The 15,558-nt window shown below is 49.9% G+C and carries 17 protein-coding genes; 12 read left to right on the top strand and 5 right to left on the bottom strand.

Features of this window, described 5'->3' with window-relative positions; translation table 11 throughout:
• Positions 1–110 precede the first annotated feature (110 nt).
• The 4 genes from ghrA to QEN31_RS13885 all read left to right on the top strand — a co-directional run bounded on the left by ghrA (position 111) and on the right by QEN31_RS13885 (position 3,032).
• Positions 111–1,049, top strand: coding sequence for a glyoxylate/hydroxypyruvate reductase GhrA (gene ghrA / locus QEN31_RS13900; RefSeq protein ID WP_000402556.1), 939 nt, complete (start codon positions 111–113; stop codon positions 1,047–1,049).
• An 84-nt stretch (positions 1,050–1,133) separates the two neighbouring features.
• Positions 1,134–1,871, top strand: a complete 738-nt coding sequence (locus QEN31_RS13895; protein ID WP_000283643.1) for a phosphatase — start codon at positions 1,134–1,136, stop codon at positions 1,869–1,871.
• A 23-nt stretch (positions 1,872–1,894) separates the two neighbouring features.
• Positions 1,895–2,449 (top strand): TorD/DmsD family molecular chaperone, encoded by a 555-nt coding sequence (locus QEN31_RS13890; protein WP_001001883.1) that lies wholly within the window; start codon positions 1,895–1,897, stop codon positions 2,447–2,449.
• Positions 2,450–2,549: 100 nt separating this feature from the next.
• A complete protein-coding gene (locus QEN31_RS13885) occupies positions 2,550–3,032 on the top strand; it encodes a DUF1097 domain-containing protein (protein WP_001546652.1) in 483 nt (160 codons plus the stop codon).
• A 38-nt stretch (positions 3,033–3,070) separates the two neighbouring features.
• On the opposite strand, the gene csgG is transcribed toward QEN31_RS13885, so the two are convergent.
• The 4 genes from csgG to csgD are packed head-to-tail and all read right to left on the bottom strand — an operon-like array spanning position 3,071 to position 5,424.
• Complete coding sequence (gene csgG, locus QEN31_RS13880; protein WP_001137620.1) at positions 3,071–3,904, bottom strand: curli production assembly/transport protein CsgG; 834 nt, start codon at positions 3,902–3,904, stop codon at positions 3,071–3,073.
• A gap of 26 nt (positions 3,905–3,930) precedes the next feature.
• The gene (gene csgF, locus QEN31_RS13875) at positions 3,931–4,347 is read right to left on the bottom strand and encodes a curli production assembly/transport protein CsgF (protein ID WP_001264073.1); all 417 of its coding nucleotides are present in this window, start codon (positions 4,345–4,347) and stop codon (positions 3,931–3,933) included.
• Between the two features lie 26 nt (positions 4,348–4,373).
• A complete protein-coding gene (gene csgE, locus QEN31_RS13870; protein WP_000833307.1) occupies positions 4,374–4,769 on the bottom strand; it encodes a curli production assembly/transport protein CsgE in 396 nt (131 codons plus the stop codon).
• Between the two features lie 4 nt (positions 4,770–4,773).
• Complete coding sequence (gene csgD, locus QEN31_RS13865; protein WP_000481517.1) at positions 4,774–5,424, bottom strand: biofilm master transcriptional regulator CsgD; 651 nt, start codon at positions 5,422–5,424, stop codon at positions 4,774–4,776.
• Between the two features lie 754 nt (positions 5,425–6,178).
• Here csgD and csgB point away from each other — a divergent pair.
• The 6 genes from csgB (at position 6,179) to QEN31_RS13835 (ending at position 10,022) form a co-directional block, all read left to right on the top strand.
• Positions 6,179–6,634, top strand: coding sequence for a curli minor subunit CsgB (gene csgB, locus QEN31_RS13860; RefSeq protein WP_000791655.1), 456 nt, complete (start codon positions 6,179–6,181; stop codon positions 6,632–6,634).
• Between the two features lie 41 nt (positions 6,635–6,675).
• Positions 6,676–7,131, top strand: coding sequence for a curli major subunit CsgA (gene csgA / locus QEN31_RS13855; protein ID WP_000771416.1), 456 nt, complete (start codon positions 6,676–6,678; stop codon positions 7,129–7,131).
• 61 nt (positions 7,132–7,192) lie between these two features.
• Positions 7,193–7,519 (top strand): curli assembly chaperone CsgC, encoded by a 327-nt coding sequence (gene csgC, locus QEN31_RS13850; RefSeq protein WP_000557256.1) that lies wholly within the window; start codon positions 7,193–7,195, stop codon positions 7,517–7,519.
• A 130-nt stretch (positions 7,520–7,649) separates the two neighbouring features.
• On the top strand, positions 7,650–7,970 hold the full coding sequence (locus QEN31_RS13845; RefSeq protein ID WP_000111254.1) for a type 1 fimbrial protein: 321 nt from the start codon (positions 7,650–7,652) through the stop codon (positions 7,968–7,970).
• Between the two features lie 89 nt (positions 7,971–8,059).
• Positions 8,060–8,599 (top strand): O-acetyl-ADP-ribose deacetylase, encoded by a 540-nt coding sequence (ymdB, locus tag QEN31_RS13840; protein ID WP_000203944.1) that lies wholly within the window; start codon positions 8,060–8,062, stop codon positions 8,597–8,599.
• Positions 8,535–10,022, top strand: a complete 1,488-nt coding sequence (locus QEN31_RS13835; RefSeq protein WP_000976323.1) for a phospholipase D family protein — start codon at positions 8,535–8,537, stop codon at positions 10,020–10,022. Before ymdB ends, QEN31_RS13835 begins: the two co-directional genes overlap by 65 nt.
• Positions 10,023–10,038: 16 nt before the next feature.
• Here the strand turns inward: QEN31_RS13835 and mdoC are convergent, their stop codons facing one another.
• A complete protein-coding gene (gene mdoC, locus QEN31_RS13830) occupies positions 10,039–11,193 on the bottom strand; it encodes a glucans biosynthesis protein MdoC (RefSeq protein WP_000100055.1) in 1,155 nt (384 codons plus the stop codon).
• Between the two features lie 271 nt (positions 11,194–11,464).
• Between mdoC and mdoG the strand changes: the two genes are divergently transcribed.
• Both mdoG and mdoH read left to right on the top strand, forming a co-directional pair.
• The gene (mdoG, locus tag QEN31_RS13825; protein ID WP_001562609.1) at positions 11,465–13,000 is read left to right on the top strand and encodes a glucans biosynthesis protein MdoG; all 1,536 of its coding nucleotides are present in this window, start codon (positions 11,465–11,467) and stop codon (positions 12,998–13,000) included.
• Positions 12,993–15,536 carry a glucans biosynthesis glucosyltransferase MdoH gene (gene mdoH / locus QEN31_RS13820; RefSeq protein WP_001044610.1) on the top strand — a complete coding sequence of 848 codons (2,544 nt, stop codon included), beginning with the start codon at positions 12,993–12,995 and terminating at the stop codon, positions 15,534–15,536. The genes mdoG and mdoH overlap by 8 nt, the downstream gene beginning before the upstream one ends.
• Positions 15,537–15,558 lie beyond the last annotated feature (22 nt).

The raw sequence follows: 15,558 nt of genomic DNA, 5'->3' as shown, positions 1-15,558 counted from the left end.
GAAAACTGCTTTTTTTGCCCGCGCCGGGAAATTTGCTATGCTGCACATCCCGTTGAAAACGCTGATAACAGGCGCAATCACATTCCGCACAATACTGCTCAGGAGATAACATGGAGATAATTTTTTATCACCCGACATTTAACGCCGCCTGGTGGGTAAATGCGCTGGAGAAGGCTCTCCCACATGCGCGCGTTCGTGAATGGAAGGTCGGTGATAACAACCCCGCAGACTATGCGCTTGTATGGCAGCCCCCGGTTGAAATGCTGGCCGGAAGACGCTTAAAAGCCGTCTTTGTGCTGGGCGCGGGGGTGGATGCAATTCTGAGTAAATTAAATGCGCATCCGGAAATGCTGGACGCCTCCATTCCTCTATTCCGTCTGGAAGATACCGGAATGGGCCTGCAAATGCAGGAGTATGCCGTCAGCCAGGTATTACACTGGTTCCGTCGTTTCGATGATTATCAGGCGCTGAAAAATCAGGCGCTATGGAAACCGTTGCCGGAATATACCCGCGAAGAGTTTAGCGTCGGTATCATGGGCGCAGGGGTACTGGGCGCAAAAGTGGCAGAAAGTCTACAGGCGTGGGGGTTCCCGTTACGTTGCTGGAGTCGTAGCCGCAAATCCTGGCCTGGCGTGGAAAGTTATGTAGGGCGTGAAGAGCTGCGCGCTTTCCTGAACCAGACGCGGGTGCTGATTAATCTGCTGCCGAATACGGCCCAAACGGTAGGAATTATTAATAGCGAATTGTTGGATCAATTGCCGGATGGCGCTTACGTGCTGAATCTCGCGCGCGGCGTTCATGTTCAGGAGGCGGATCTGCTGGCTGCGCTTGATAGCGGTAAGCTAAAAGGCGCGATGTTGGATGTCTTTAGCCAGGAACCGTTACCGCAGGAAAGTCCATTATGGCGCCATCCGCGAGTCGCCATGACGCCGCACATTGCGGCAGTCACCCGTCCGGCGGAAGCCATCGATTATATTAGCCGCACCATTACCCAGCTGGAGAAGGGAGAGCCGGTGACGGGGCAGGTGGATCGGGCGAGAGGATATTGATATCAACCCGGCGCGGGCCGGGTTTCGCTAAAAAACGCTGGCGATACCTGCTATCCTTGTCGGAAATGACTACAGGAGAGAGCAATGTATCCCGTTGACCTGCATATGCATACCGTCGCCAGCACTCATGCCTACAGTACTCTGAGCGATTATATCGCGGAAGCCAAACGCAAAGGCATTAAACTTTTTGCGATTACCGATCATGGTCCGGACATGGAAGATGCGCCGCATCACTGGCATTTTATTAACATGCGCATCTGGCCGCGTCTGGTTGACGGCGTGGGGATACTGCGTGGCATTGAGGCGAATATCAAGAATATTAACGGTGAAATTGATTGTTCCGGAAAGATGTTCGACTCGCTGGATCTGATTATCGCAGGCTTTCATGAGCCCGTTTTTGCGCCGCATGATAAAGAAACCAATACTCAGGCGATGATCGCGACCATCGCCAGCGGCAAGGTGCATATAATTAGTCACCCCGGAAATCCAAAGTATCCAGTGGAGGTTAAAGCCATCGCGCAGGCGGCGGCGAAACACCATGTAGCGCTGGAAATCAACAACTCTTCTTTTCTGCATTCGCGTAAAGGAAGCGAAGATAATTGCCGCGCGGTCGCTGCCGCCGTACGCGATGCGGGAGGCTGGGTAGCATTAGGCTCTGATTCCCATACGGCCTTTACGCTTGGCGATTTCACCGAATGCCGGAAAATTCTGGATGCGGTGAATTTTCCGGAAGATCGAATCCTGAACGTCTCGCCGCAGCGCTTACTGGCCTTTCTCGAATCACGCGGTATGGCGCCTGTACCGGAATTTGCCGAACTTTAATCGTTATTTACGGGAAGATATCAATGAATGAGTTTTCAATCCTGTGCCGTGTGCTGGGATCGTTGTTTTACCGCCAACCGCAAGATCCTTTACTGGTTCCGCTGTTTACGTTAATCCGTGAAGGTAAACTGGCGGCAAACTGGCCGCTGGAGCAGGATGACATGCTGGCGCGTTTACAGAAAAGCTGCGATATCACGCAGATTTCCACTGATTACAATGCGTTATTTGTTGGGGAAGAGTGCGCGGTAGCGCCATACCGCAGTGCGTGGGTCGAAGGCGCGGAAGAGTCTGAGGTGCGCGCTTTTTTAACGTCGCGAGGGATGCCGCTGGCCGATACGCCTGCCGATCACATTGGCACTTTATTGCTCGCGGCCTCCTGGCTGGAAGATCAGTCTGCCGAAGATGAAAGTGAAGCGCTGGAAACCTTATTTGCCGATTATCTGCTTCCCTGGTGCAATACCTTCCTCGGTAAAGTTGAAGCCCATGCCGTTACGCCATTCTGGCGCACTCTGGCGCCGCTAACGCGTGATGCGATAGGGGCCATGTGGGATGAACTTCAGGAAGAAGATGAAGAATAATGTGATGTAAATCACCCTTAACTGCAACGGGTTTTACATCATTGCATAAAATGTGTGCGTGATCTCATTAATGTGCCGCTTTTCTGTTATGATGCGCGCCATGAACATACTTCTTTCTATTGCTATCACGACGGGCATCCTTTCTGGAATATGGGGATGGGTGGCTGTCTCCCTGGGGTTACTAAGCTGGGCCGGTTTTTTAGGCTGTACGGCTTATTTCGCCTGTCCGCAGGGCGGCTTTAAGGGATTGTTGATTTCCGCCTGTACGCTGTTAAGCGGTATGGTGTGGGCGCTGGTCATTATTCACGGTAGCGCGTTGGCGCCGCATCTGGAAATTGTCAGTTACGTGTTGACGGGGATCGTGGCATTCCTGATGTGTATCCAGGCAAAGCAGCTATTGCTTTCTTTTGTTCCGGGAACATTTATCGGCGCCTGCGCGACATTTGCAGGGCAGGGTGACTGGCGGTTGGTATTACCGTCGCTGGCGCTGGGGCTAATCTTTGGCTATGCCATGAAAAATAGTGGGCTATGGCTGGCATCACGCCGCGAGCAACATTCAGCGAATACGGCGGTCACAAAATAAAAAAGCGTGGGGTTCTTCCCCACGCTTTGTCGTATTCATCAGGATTCTGGCGGTACTGACAGCTCACGGTATTTCACCAGAATATCATTTTGCCTGTCCGCTTTATTCTGCAAATCCCACAGTCCGCGATCGATACCATCATTAATGAGGAAGATAACGCCGGTTTCAATGGCTGACATCAGACACAGCATCACCGGTTCGTTCGAGGTATAGCCGATTTCGCCTTCCAGTAAGCGCTGGTAATCAATAAAACGGAACACGCCTGCCTGTACTTCATAGGAAAGGATCGTTTTACTGGTGTTCACCGAGGAAAGGATCTCGCCCGTACTGACGTTAACCACGCGCAGGTTGACAGCAATCTGATCCAGCTGATACTGCGTATCGGCGCCAATACCGAAATATCTTGCGCCGACCCCGCCGGATTTGACGTTACTTTCATAACCAATAATAGAACCTTCCACCATAATATTTGCCGCCGTCAGCGACTGAAGCGGGATACGGTTATTCATCGCCACGGTGCCGTTTTCCTGGGCTGCGCGAATAATTTTCCGTTCATTCAAAAGATTCTGTAAGCCTTGTCGTTCCAGCGGGATAAACCAGCGCGAATCTTTCAGCGCAGTGACCAACATAGCGGTGGCGCTCTGCGGCACAGCCGTAGAAAAGTTACTTGCCGGGTAAGGTTTAAATTGGCCCGTTTCATCCTGAATGTTATATACCGAAACAAAGATCTTACCGGTGGGAGCAGGTAAGTGCGTCAAATCTTTGTAACTTTGTGCGCGGGGCATTAATGTCGGTTTCGCAGCTTGTTTCGGCGGGGCAGTTAAGCATCCGCTCAACAATAAAACGGCAACCAAAATAAGTAAGCGCGGCATGATTTATATCCTTTAGTGACTGTAGCTTAAAAATCGGTTGACTGAGTTTGTAAACCTGACACTTCGATGGTCGAGGTTCTTCCCGTTTTTCTGTCCGTGACGTTGAGCTGGAGCTGTCCGTCGCGATTAGCGATATCGATAATAAAATCGTTGGTCACCATACGTCCTGGTTTCCCGGTATTAATATTGGTCAACAAGCCGCCCAGAATTTGCGATTGAATAGCCTGCGTAAAGTTATCCAACGCTGAGGGGGTTTCGATACCAAAATCGTTATCATAAGCGGGGTCTTTATATGAATTTTGCGCCTGGGCGCTATTCAATAAAAAGGAACCGTTATTGGGGTTTCCACCAAAGTTAGGATTACGGAACTGGAACGTCATATTTCCAGCCCAGGTTAATGGCGAAAAAAGCATGAGCAGCACTACTGCATGTTTAACACGCATGACAGCCTCCGGATAAAAATCATGTTTTAGAATTCATCACGCGCTAAATCACTCGTACTTAATAGCGTTTGATCTATTTGTCGGCGATTTAATGCTTCCTCTGTTTGCGCTAATGCGAAGACGACGGTTTTCTCGAAGTCTCTTTTCATTGGAAATAAAAAGGTCTGGAAAATAACGTCCTGATTTACCGTTATGGTGATCCAGCTTCCCCAACGCGCACTGGGTCTTTCATTAATGGTCAGATTGCCGGTGTATTCGCTTTCCCATTTGTCGCTGAATGCACGATAGAATTCATGTCCTATCGAAGAGACGGTATGGTCGGTTAACAATCCGGGAACCTCGACTTCAACTTCATTGGCATGCAGGTTTCCGGTAGCGAACAGTAACTCTGCTGCTACAATCCAGGTCAGATAGCGTTTCATGGCCTTACCGCCTGAGATTATCGTTTGCCCATGAAACTGCCTGGGTGCGATTTTTGACAGCTATCTTTTTGAAAAGATTATAAAGATGTGTCTTAACCGTATTCTCGCTGATAAATAGCGACCTCGCGATTTCATTATTAGAGGCACCAATACGTAACTTATTGAGGATCTCTTTTTCGCGATGAGTGAGTAATGCGGACTCGGTGCTGTTGTAGCGGTAATTTCCTGAGTGCGTAATCAGGTAACTGGCTAATTTTTGTGAAAAATAGCATTCGCCACGCAGAATACCCTGTAATCCGCTGACCACGTGTTCCTGGTCTTCAGTAGCGTAAAACACGCCGTTAATATGAGGCCAGTTTTCAATTTCACGGTAGGGATAATCGTCAGGGGTATTTAACAATAATGTTTTTATATTATTGTTTTTGCGGCTTAAATTATCCTGCCAATAGTGGATAAGCTTCTTATCCGCTTCCATCATATCCATTAAAACAATGCAACCGGCCGAGATATCTTCCAGAGAACGTTGAATATTATGCAGTTTTCCGGTTATGGCCAGCGATTGCTTTAAATGTTGCAATAATGCCGTAGCTTGCAGAGATGGCTTTGTGATCAACAATAGTGTGTGACCATGACTACTATGGACTTCATTAAACATGATGAAACTCCACTTTTTTTAATCGCACATCTGACAGCTGCCCCCATAAAATAAAGGCACCAGAAGTACTGACAGATGTTGCACTGCTGTGGGTTGAAATAGCCCATTATCCAGAAAGAGAAAAATATTTACGAAAATACTTTTAACTGTTTTCAATCTAGCCATTACAAATCTTAAAGCAAGTGTTAAACTTGTAACCAAATGTAAAAATATATATTAAAATGTTGTTTTTGGGTTTTTTTGAAGTTTAGATTTGATAGTAAAGTTGTACATTTCGCTGTTATTGCATAGATTTAAAAAATCATACAAATTATAATAATTCATTGATTTTTAATCATTTTAATTATTATATGTTATGTTTTGATTTTATTTTTTCTTAAAATTTGAGACGTGGCATTAACCTGGACAGCACAAAGACAAAAAAAACGAAGTGTGTCACGTCTTGTGCGTATTGCCCCACATGGGAAGCATAAGAACATCCCCATGGCGGCATAACACACACCAACACTTCATTTTTTAGGTGCGCGATACACTATCTTCTGTGGCCAAAAATCAATTATAAAAAATCACATGGCTATCGTTTTATTAGCACTTTGGTATGAGCTTAAATAACAAAATACCACGCGTGGGTGAGTTATTAAAAATGTTTCCACGGACATACTCTTCATCGTAACGACGCGTTAACAAAAAACGCATGTCGCTAACAAGGTAATAGATAATTTTCGCTATGTACGACCAGGTCCAGGGTGACAGCATGAAAAACAAATTGTTATTTATGATGTTGACAATACTGGGTGCGCCTGGGATTGCAACCGCGACAAATTATGATCTGGCTCGTTCAGAGTATAATTTTGCGGTAAATGAATTAAGCAAGTCTTCATTTAATCAGGCGGCCATTATTGGTCAAGTCGGCACGGATAATAGTGCCAGAGTACGCCAGGAAGGATCAAAACTATTGTCCGTTATTTCACAAGAAGGAGGAAATAATCGGGCGAAAGTCGACCAGGCAGGGAATTATAACTTTGCGTATATTGAGCAAACGGGCAATGCCAACGATGCCAGTATATCGCAAAGCGCTTACGGTAATAGTGCGGCTATTATCCAGAAAGGTTCTGGAAATAAGGCCAATATTACCCAGTACGGTACGCAGAAAACAGCAGTTGTAGTGCAGAAACAGTCGCATATGGCTATTCGCGTCACCCAACGCTAATACCGTTACGACTTTTAAATCAATCCGATGGGGGTTTTACCATGAAACTTTTAAAAGTGGCAGCATTCGCAGCAATCGTAGTTTCTGGCAGTGCTCTGGCTGGCGTCGTTCCACAATGGGGCGGCGGCGGTAATCATAACGGCGGCGGCAATAGTTCCGGCCCGGATTCCACGTTGAGCATTTATCAGTACGGTTCCGCTAACGCTGCGCTTGCTCTGCAAAGCGATGCCCGTAAATCTGAAACGACCATTACCCAGAGCGGTTATGGTAACGGCGCCGATGTAGGCCAGGGTGCGGATAACAGTACTATTGAACTGACTCAGAATGGTTTCAGAAACAATGCCACCATCGACCAGTGGAACGCTAAAAACTCCGATATTACTGTCGGTCAATACGGCGGTAATAACGCCGCGCTGGTTAATCAGACCGCATCTGATTCCAGCGTAATGGTGCGTCAGGTTGGTTTTGGCAACAACGCCACGGCTAACCAGTATTAATTTAGCGTCTGCGCTAATAAAAAAACAGGGCATAAGCCCTGTTTTTTTTCGGGAGGAAATTATGCATACTTTATTGCTCCTTGCCGCACTTTCAAATCAGATTACGTTTACCACGACTCAGCAAGGCGATATTTACACGGTGATCCCTCAGGTCACATTAAACGAACCCTGCGTCTGTCAGGTGCAAATTCTCTCTGTGCGCGACGGCGTCGGGGGACAAAGCCATACACAGCAAAAACAAACGCTATCTTTACCTGCTAATCAACCGATTGAGTTGTCTCGTCTTAGTGTAAATATATCTTCAGAGGACTCGGTTAAAATTATTGTTACTGTTTCGGACGGACAATCACTGCATTTATCACAACAATGGCCGCCTTCTGCACAGTAGTTTTTGATGGTGGCGGAAATGGATTGGCTGACCTGGGTATAAAGAGGCGATAAAAGCGTCTCATCGTCTCGGCATGTCGCTATAAGGTAACGCCGAACCCTCGAGGATGACTAATCATTGAGGAGTTAACATGTCCGTAATCAAGAAAAATATCCCTGCCATAGGCCTGTGTATCTGCGCTTTTTTTATCCATTCTGCGGTAGGGCAACAAACGGTACAGGGCGGCGTTATCCATTTTCGCGGCGCGATTGTTGAGCCACTGTGCGATATTTCTACTCACGCCGAAAATATTGATTTAACCTGCCTACGCGAAGGTAAAAAGCAAATGCACCGGATTGACCTTCGGCAGGCATCTGGATTACCGCAGGATATTCAGTCCATTGCGACGGTACGGCTGCATTATCTCGATGCGCAAAAAAGCCTGGCGGTGATGAATATTGAGTACCGTTAACGGCGGTGTCATAGATATAAAAAGAGCGACTCTGTTGAAAGCCCTGCTGTACACTTTGCAGATAAGGTGAGACAAAGGGGGGGGGGGTTATGACATCACGTCTTCAGGTCATACAGGGTGATATCACTCAACTTAGCGTCGATGCGATTGTGAATGCCGCTAACGCATCATTAATGGGCGGCGGTGGCGTAGACGGCGCGATTCATCGCGCGGCGGGGCCGGCATTGCTGGACGCCTGTAAACTCATCCGTCAGCAACAGGGCGAATGTCAGACGGGACATGCGGTTATCACGCCTGCTGGCAAGCTTTCGGCAAAGGCGGTTATTCACACAGTGGGGCCCGTCTGGCGAGGCGGCGAACACCAGGAAGCTGAGCTACTCGAAGAGGCATACCGGAATTGTTTGCTGCTTGCCGAGGCGAATCACTTTCGTTCCATCGCTTTTCCGGCAATCAGTACCGGCGTTTATGGCTATCCACGCGCCCAGGCCGCTGAAGTCGCCGTCAGGACGGTTTCAGATTTTATTACCCGTTACGCTCTGCCTGAACAGGTATACTTTGTCTGTTATGATGAAGAAACTGCCCGGCTTTACGCAAGATTACTTACTCAGCAAGGCGACGACCCTGCCTGATAAAACACGCCTGGAGCGTGCCGTTGAACCGCTATGCGCGCGCCATCCCGGAGAGTGCGGCATTCTCGCGCTGGATAACAGTCTGGACGCTTTTGCCGCCCGCTACCGCCTGACCGAAATGGCGGCGCGGACGCTGGATGTGCAGTATTATATTTGGGAAGACGATATGTCCGGGCGGCTGCTCTTTTCGGTACTGCTGTCGGCGGCGAAGCGCGGCGTTCATGTTCGTCTGCTGCTGGATGATAACAATACGCCTGGTCTGGATGATACGTTGCGCTTGCTGGATAGCCATCCTAATATCGAAGTTCGTCTGTTTAATCCTTTCTCTTTTCGTACGCTACGCGCGCTGGGATATTTGACGGATTTTGCGCGGCTGAATCGGCGGATGCACAATAAAAGTTACACTGCCGACGGCGTAGTGACGCTGGTCGGTGGGCGCAACATCGGCGATGCCTATTTCGGCGCTGGCGAGGAGCCGCTATTTTCCGATCTGGACGTGATGGCCATTGGCCCGGTGGTCAATGATGTCGCCAATGATTTTGAACGTTACTGGCGCTGTAGTTCAGTGTCGACATTGCAGCAAGTATTATCCCTTTCTGAGCAGGAACTGACGCAGCGTATCGAACTTCCCGAATCCTGGTATAACGATGAGATCACCCGCCGTTATCTGCATAAGCTGGAAACCAGCCAGTTTATGGCGGATCTCGATCGCGGAACGTTGCCGCTGATTTGGGCAAAAACACGCTTGCTTAGCGATGACCCTTCTAAAGGCGAGGGGAAGGCGCAGCGCCATTCGCTTCTTCCGCAGCGATTATTTGACGTGATGGGGTCGCCGACGGAGCGTATCGACATTATTTCCGCTTACTTTGTCCCTACGCGCGCAGGCGTGGCGCAGTTGCTTAATCTGGTCAGGAAAGGCGTGAAGATCGCCATCTTAACTAACTCTCTGGCGGCCAACGATGTGGCGGTCGTTCACGCAGGGTACGCGCGCTGGCGCAAGAAATTACTGCGCTATGGCGTGGAGCTCTACGAACTGAAACCGACCCGCGAACATGAAACCGCCGTACATGATCGCGGACTCACCGGGAACTCAGGTTCCAGCTTACATGCTAAAACGTTCAGTATTGATGGTAGTAAGGTGTTTATCGGGTCGCTTAATTTTGATCCCCGTTCAACGCTTTTAAATACCGAAATGGGCTTTGTCATTGAAAGTGAAACGCTGGCGACGCTTATCCATAAGCGTTTTACACAGAGCCAACGCGATGCGGCCTGGCAACTGCGGCTGGATCGCTGGGGACGAATTAACTGGATCGATCGTCAGCAAGAAGAGGAAAAGGTGTTAAAGAAAGAACCCGCTACGCGTTTCTGGCAACGAGTTCTGGTACGGTTGGCGGCAATTTTACCTGTGGAATGGTTGCTGTGAACCCACGCGCGGAAAACTACCCGATCGTGGCGCGACTTTCTCGTTTTACCGGCGGTTTACCTGAAAAGAGAAATTTCAGGAGCGGGATGCGTAAATGAATTTCATACAGAATTAACGCAATACCCATAACAAATATCAGCCCGCACAAGAACCCGATCAGGTTGGAGGAGATATGCGGCGTAATATACGCGCCAAAGAAAAGCGTTAAGGGATGATGCACCAGATAGATAAACAGCGAAGCATTCACGAAATAGGTGACACGCGCGGACTGAAAGTTTAACAAGCGATGCCCCAGTGAAAATACCACGTTCACCATCCATAGCCCCATTACCATCGTAATCACGGATTCGGTTTCGTACATCCAGGCGTCGCCGCTCCCATAACGTTGATTCAGCAGATACGCGATAAAAGCAACGGCAGCGCCTAAAGTGCATCCGCGTGAGGGCGTGGTGAAGCGCGCTTTCAGATCGGGGTGAATGAAGGCCAACGCGCCGAGAATAAAAAACGGCACATAAAATAGCGTTTGCATCACAATAAAATTGAACATGCCGTCACTGAGGATTGCCGGATATACGATGAATATAATGCGCCTGATAGCAGCGTAAGCCACCCCCAGCAGGAAAAAAATAAGCGAAAGTTTGGCCAGCGAAATAGCGGCGGGACGAGGCTTGCTTGTTTCCTGCCTTTTTTGGAACCAGGTAAAAATCCCGATGCTGACGGTGGTTAATATCACCAGCACCAGTAAAAACCACAGATGTGAAATGAGTTCCCACGCTAACGTATTATATTTTTCATAGGCAGAGAGTGTAGGCCAGTTCTCTGTTTTCTCTTTGACATATTGCAACAGGATAAATTGCGGCAAGGTAAGCAAAGGGATTGCGGTAAGCATGGGAATACCCACACGTTCTACCCGTACTTTCCACCAGTGTTTTAATGGATAACGTAAAAATAACATGTACGAAAAATAACCAGAAATAACAAAAAACACCTGCATACGAAAAGCGTGGATAAAATCGTTAAACAGGGTTAGCCACCACGATGGCGCGGCGCTATTGACATGCCAACTGTGAGTGGAATAGATCAACGAGATATGAAAGGGAATCCCTAACAACATCAGCCATGCGCGGATAGAGTCAAGAAAATATTCACGCGGCGCGGGTACAGAGCTCATATAAGGTCACGTATTCTCAGATTTTTCACCTTATCCATAAGGCGAATTATAGTTACATTCGGTAGCAACCCTACACCAACTCCGACAACCTGTCTCCAGGATAAGCACGCAAAGTGAAAACAGGCGCGGGAGGTGCTTAATCCATGAGCCAGCGCGCTGAACAAAGCCTGGATTCAGTTGTCGTAATGCCTGATTATCCATTAAAATGGATCGGATCGATATAAGCACACAAAGGGGGAAGTGCTTACTTATTATGAAACATAAACGACAAATGATGAAAATGCGTTGGTTGGGCGCAGCTATTATGTTAACGCTCTACGCATCATCGAGCTGGGCGTTCAGCATTGATGACGTGGCAAAACAAGCTCAATCTTTAGCCGGGAAAGGCTATGAGGCGCCTAAAAGCAACTTGCCCTCCGTTTTCCGCGACATGAAATATGCGGATTATCAGCAGATCCAGTTTAACAGCGATAAAGCCTACTGGAACAACTTAAAGACCCCTTTTAAGCTCGAATTTTACCATCAGGGGATGTACTTCGATACGCCGGTCAAGATTAACGAAGTGACGGCGACGACGGTCAAAAGAATCAAATACAGCCCGGATTACTTCAATTTTGGCAATGTTCAGCACGATAAAGACACGGTAAAAGATTTAGGCTTCGCCGGGTTCAAAGTCCTGTACCCCATTAACAGTAAAGATAAGAACGACGAAATCGTCAGTATGCTTGGCGCCAGCTATTTCCGCGTTATCGGCGCAGGCCAGGTATATGGCTTATCTGCGCGCGGCCTGGCGATTGATACCGCCTTACCATCTGGTGAAGAGTTTCCCCGCTTTCGCGAGTTCTGGATTGAGCGTCCAAAACCCACCGATAAGCGTTTGACCGTCTATGCATTACTCGATTCTCCGCGCGCGACCGGCGCTTACCGTTTTGTGATCATTCCTGGCCGCGATACCGTGGTGGACGTGCAGTCAAAAGTCTATCTGCGCGATAAAGTGGGCAAGCTGGGCGTTGCGCCATTAACCAGTATGTTCCTGTTTGGGCCAAACCAGCCGTCGCCGACGACCAACTATCGTCCGGAACTGCATGACTCGAACGGCTTATCCATTCATGCGGGTAATGGCGAGTGGATTTGGCGTCCGCTGAACAATCCAAAACACCTCGCTGTGAGCAGCTATGCAATGGAAAACCCTCAGGGATTCGGCCTGTTGCAGCGTGGTCGCGAGTTCTCGCGCTTTGAAGATTTAGACGATCGCTACGACCTGCGTCCAAGCGCCTGGATTACCCCGAAAGGCGACTGGGGCAAAGGTAAGGTTGAACTGGTTGAAATTCCGACCAATGATGAAACCAACGATAACATCGTCGCTTACTGGACTCCGGATCAACTGCCGGAACCGGGTAAAGAGATGAACTTCAAGTACACTCTGACCTTCAGCCGCGATGAAGATAAACTTCATGCGCCGGATAATGCCTGGGTGCTGCAAACACGCCGCTCAACGGGCGACGTTAAACAGTCAAATCTGATTCGCCAGCCCGACGGCACTATTGCCTTTGTGGTGGATTTCGTTGGCGCCGACATGAAAAAACTGCCGCCGGATACGCCCGTCGCTGCGCAAACCAGCATTGGCGATAACGGTGAAATCGTTGACAGTAATGTACGCTATAACCCAGTCACTAAAGGCTGGCGTTTAATGCTGCGCGTGAAAGTCAAAGACGCGAAGAAAACCACGGAAATGCGTGCCGCATTGGTGAATGCCGATCAGACGCTAAGTGAAACCTGGAGCTACCAGTTACCTGCCAATGAATAAAACAACTGAGTATATTGACGCATTGCTGCTTTCTGAACGTGAGAAAGCGGCATTGCCGAAAACTGACATCCGCGCCGTGCATCAGGCGCTGGATGCCGAGCATCGGACTTACTCGCGAGAAGACGATTCACCGCAGGGTTCCGTAAAAGCCCGCCTTGAACACGCCTGGCCGGATTCATTGGCGAAGGGGCAGTTAATTAAAGATGATGAAGGGCGCGATCAGTTGCAGGCTATGCCAAAAGCGACGCGCTCTTCGATGTTTCCCGATCCCTGGCGAACCAACCCGGTTGGCCGTTTCTGGGATCGTCTGCGTGGGCGGGATGTAACGCCGCGCTATGTTTCTCGTCTGACAAAAGAAGAGCAGGCGAGCGAGCAAAAATGGCGTACCGTCGGCACTATACGCCGCTATATTTTGTTAATTTTGACTCTGGCGCAAACCGTCGTCGCGACCTGGTATATGAAGACCATTCTGCCTTATCAGGGATGGGCGCTCATCAATCCTATGGATATGGTGGGGCAGGATATTTGGGTCTCCTTTATGCAGCTCCTGCCCTACATGCTGCAAACCGGTATCCTGATTTTGTTTGCCGTGCTGTTCTGCTGGGTGTCAGCCGGATTCTGGACGGCGCTGATGGGCTTCCTGCAACTGCTTATCGGGCGCGATAAGTACAGCATCTCCGCGTCTACGGTTGGCGATGAGCCCCTCAATCCGGAACACCGGACGGCGCTGATCATGCCTATCTGTAATGAAGACGTTAGTCGCGTTTTCGCCGGTCTGCGCGCGACCTGGGAGTCCGTTAAAGCCACAGGCAACGCCGCGCATTTCGACGTCTATATCCTTAGCGACAGTTATAACCCGGATATCTGCGTGGCGGAGCAAAAGGCGTGGATGGAGCTTATCGCGGAAGTGCAGGGCGAAGGCCAAATTTTTTACCGTCGCCGCCGCCGCCGTATGAAACGCAAAAGCGGCAATATTGACGATTTTTGCCGCCGCTGGGGCAATCAGTACAGCTATATGGTGGTGCTGGACGCGGACTCAGTGATGAGCGGCGAGTGTCTGAGCGGCTTGGTGCGCCTGATGGAAGCGAATCCAAACGCCGGGATTATCCAGTCTTCGCCGAAAGCGTCGGGGATGGATACTCTGTATGCCCGCTGCCAACAGTTCGCGACCCGCGTCTATGGGCCGCTGTTTACCGCCGGGCTGCACTTCTGGCAGTTGGGGGAGTCGCACTACTGGGGGCACAATGCCATTATCCGCGTGAAGCCGTTTATCGAGCACTGCGCTCTGGCGCCGCTGCCGGGAGAAGGTTCGTTCGCCGGATCGATTCTTTCCCACGACTTTGTGGAGGCGGCGCTAATGCGTCGGGCAGGGTGGGGCGTCTGGATTGCCTACGATCTCCCCGGCTCCTATGAAGAGCTGCCGCCAAACCTGCTGGATGAGCTTAAACGCGACCGCCGCTGGTGTCACGGCAACCTGATGAACTTTCGTCTGTTCCTGGTGAAAGGAATGCACCCGGTGCATCGCGCCGTGTTCCTGACGGGGGTAATGTCATATCTGTCCGCGCCGTTATGGTTTATGTTCCTCGCGCTTTCTACCGCGCTGCAGGTCGTTCATGCGTTAACAGAGCCGCAATATTTCCTTCAGCCGCGCCAGCTTTTTCCGGTCTGGCCGCAGTGGCGTCCGGAACTGGCAATCGCGCTGTTTGCATCAACGATGGTGCTGCTGTTCCTGCCGAAGCTGCTCAGTATTATGCTGATCTGGTGTAAAGGCACCAAAGAGTATGGCGGTTTCTGGCGCGTTACGCTGTCGCTGTTGCTGGAAGTGCTGTTCTCCGTATTGCTGGCGCCGGTGCGTATGCTGTTTCATACCGTGTTTGTGGTCAGCGCGTTTCTCGGCTGGGAAGTGGTCTGGAACTCACCGCAACGCGACGATGATTCTACGCCGTGGGGAGAAGCCTTTATGCGTCACGGCTCTCAACTGCTGCTGGGGCTGGTCTGGGCGGTGGGTATGGCGTGGCTGGATTTACGCTTTCTGTTCTGGCTGGCGCCGATTGTCTTTTCGCTGATTCTGTCGCCATTTGTTTCGGTGATCTCCAGTCGTTCAACGGTAGGATTACGCACCAAACGCTGGAAGCTGTTCCTGATCCCGGAAGAGTATTCGCCGCCTCAGGTGTTGGTCGATACCGATAAATATCTGGAGATGAATCGCCGCCGTATTCTGGACGATGGCTTTATGCATGCGGTATTTAACCCGTCGCTTAATGCGCTGGCGACCGCGATGGCCACTGCGCGTCACCGCGCCAGTAAGGTACTGGAAATAGCCCGCGATCGTCATGTGGAGCAGGCGCTAAACGAAACGCCGGAGAAACTGAACCGCGATCGGCGTCTGGTTTTGCTCAGCGATCCGGTGACGATGGCGCGTTTACACTATCGGGTCTGGAATGCGCCAGAGAGATACTCTTCCTGGGTAAACCATTATCAGTCTCTCGTCCTGAATCCGCAGGCGTTGCAGGGACGAACATCGTCAGCGAGATAAGGTCTTCAGGTCTGGAGTGAGG

The sequence above is a fragment of the Salmonella sp. SA15303 genome (assembly GCF_029962125.1).
GTDB lineage: Bacteria > Pseudomonadota > Gammaproteobacteria > Enterobacterales > Enterobacteriaceae > Salmonella > Salmonella enterica.
This window is presented reverse-complemented; position numbering and strand designations above follow the sequence as displayed.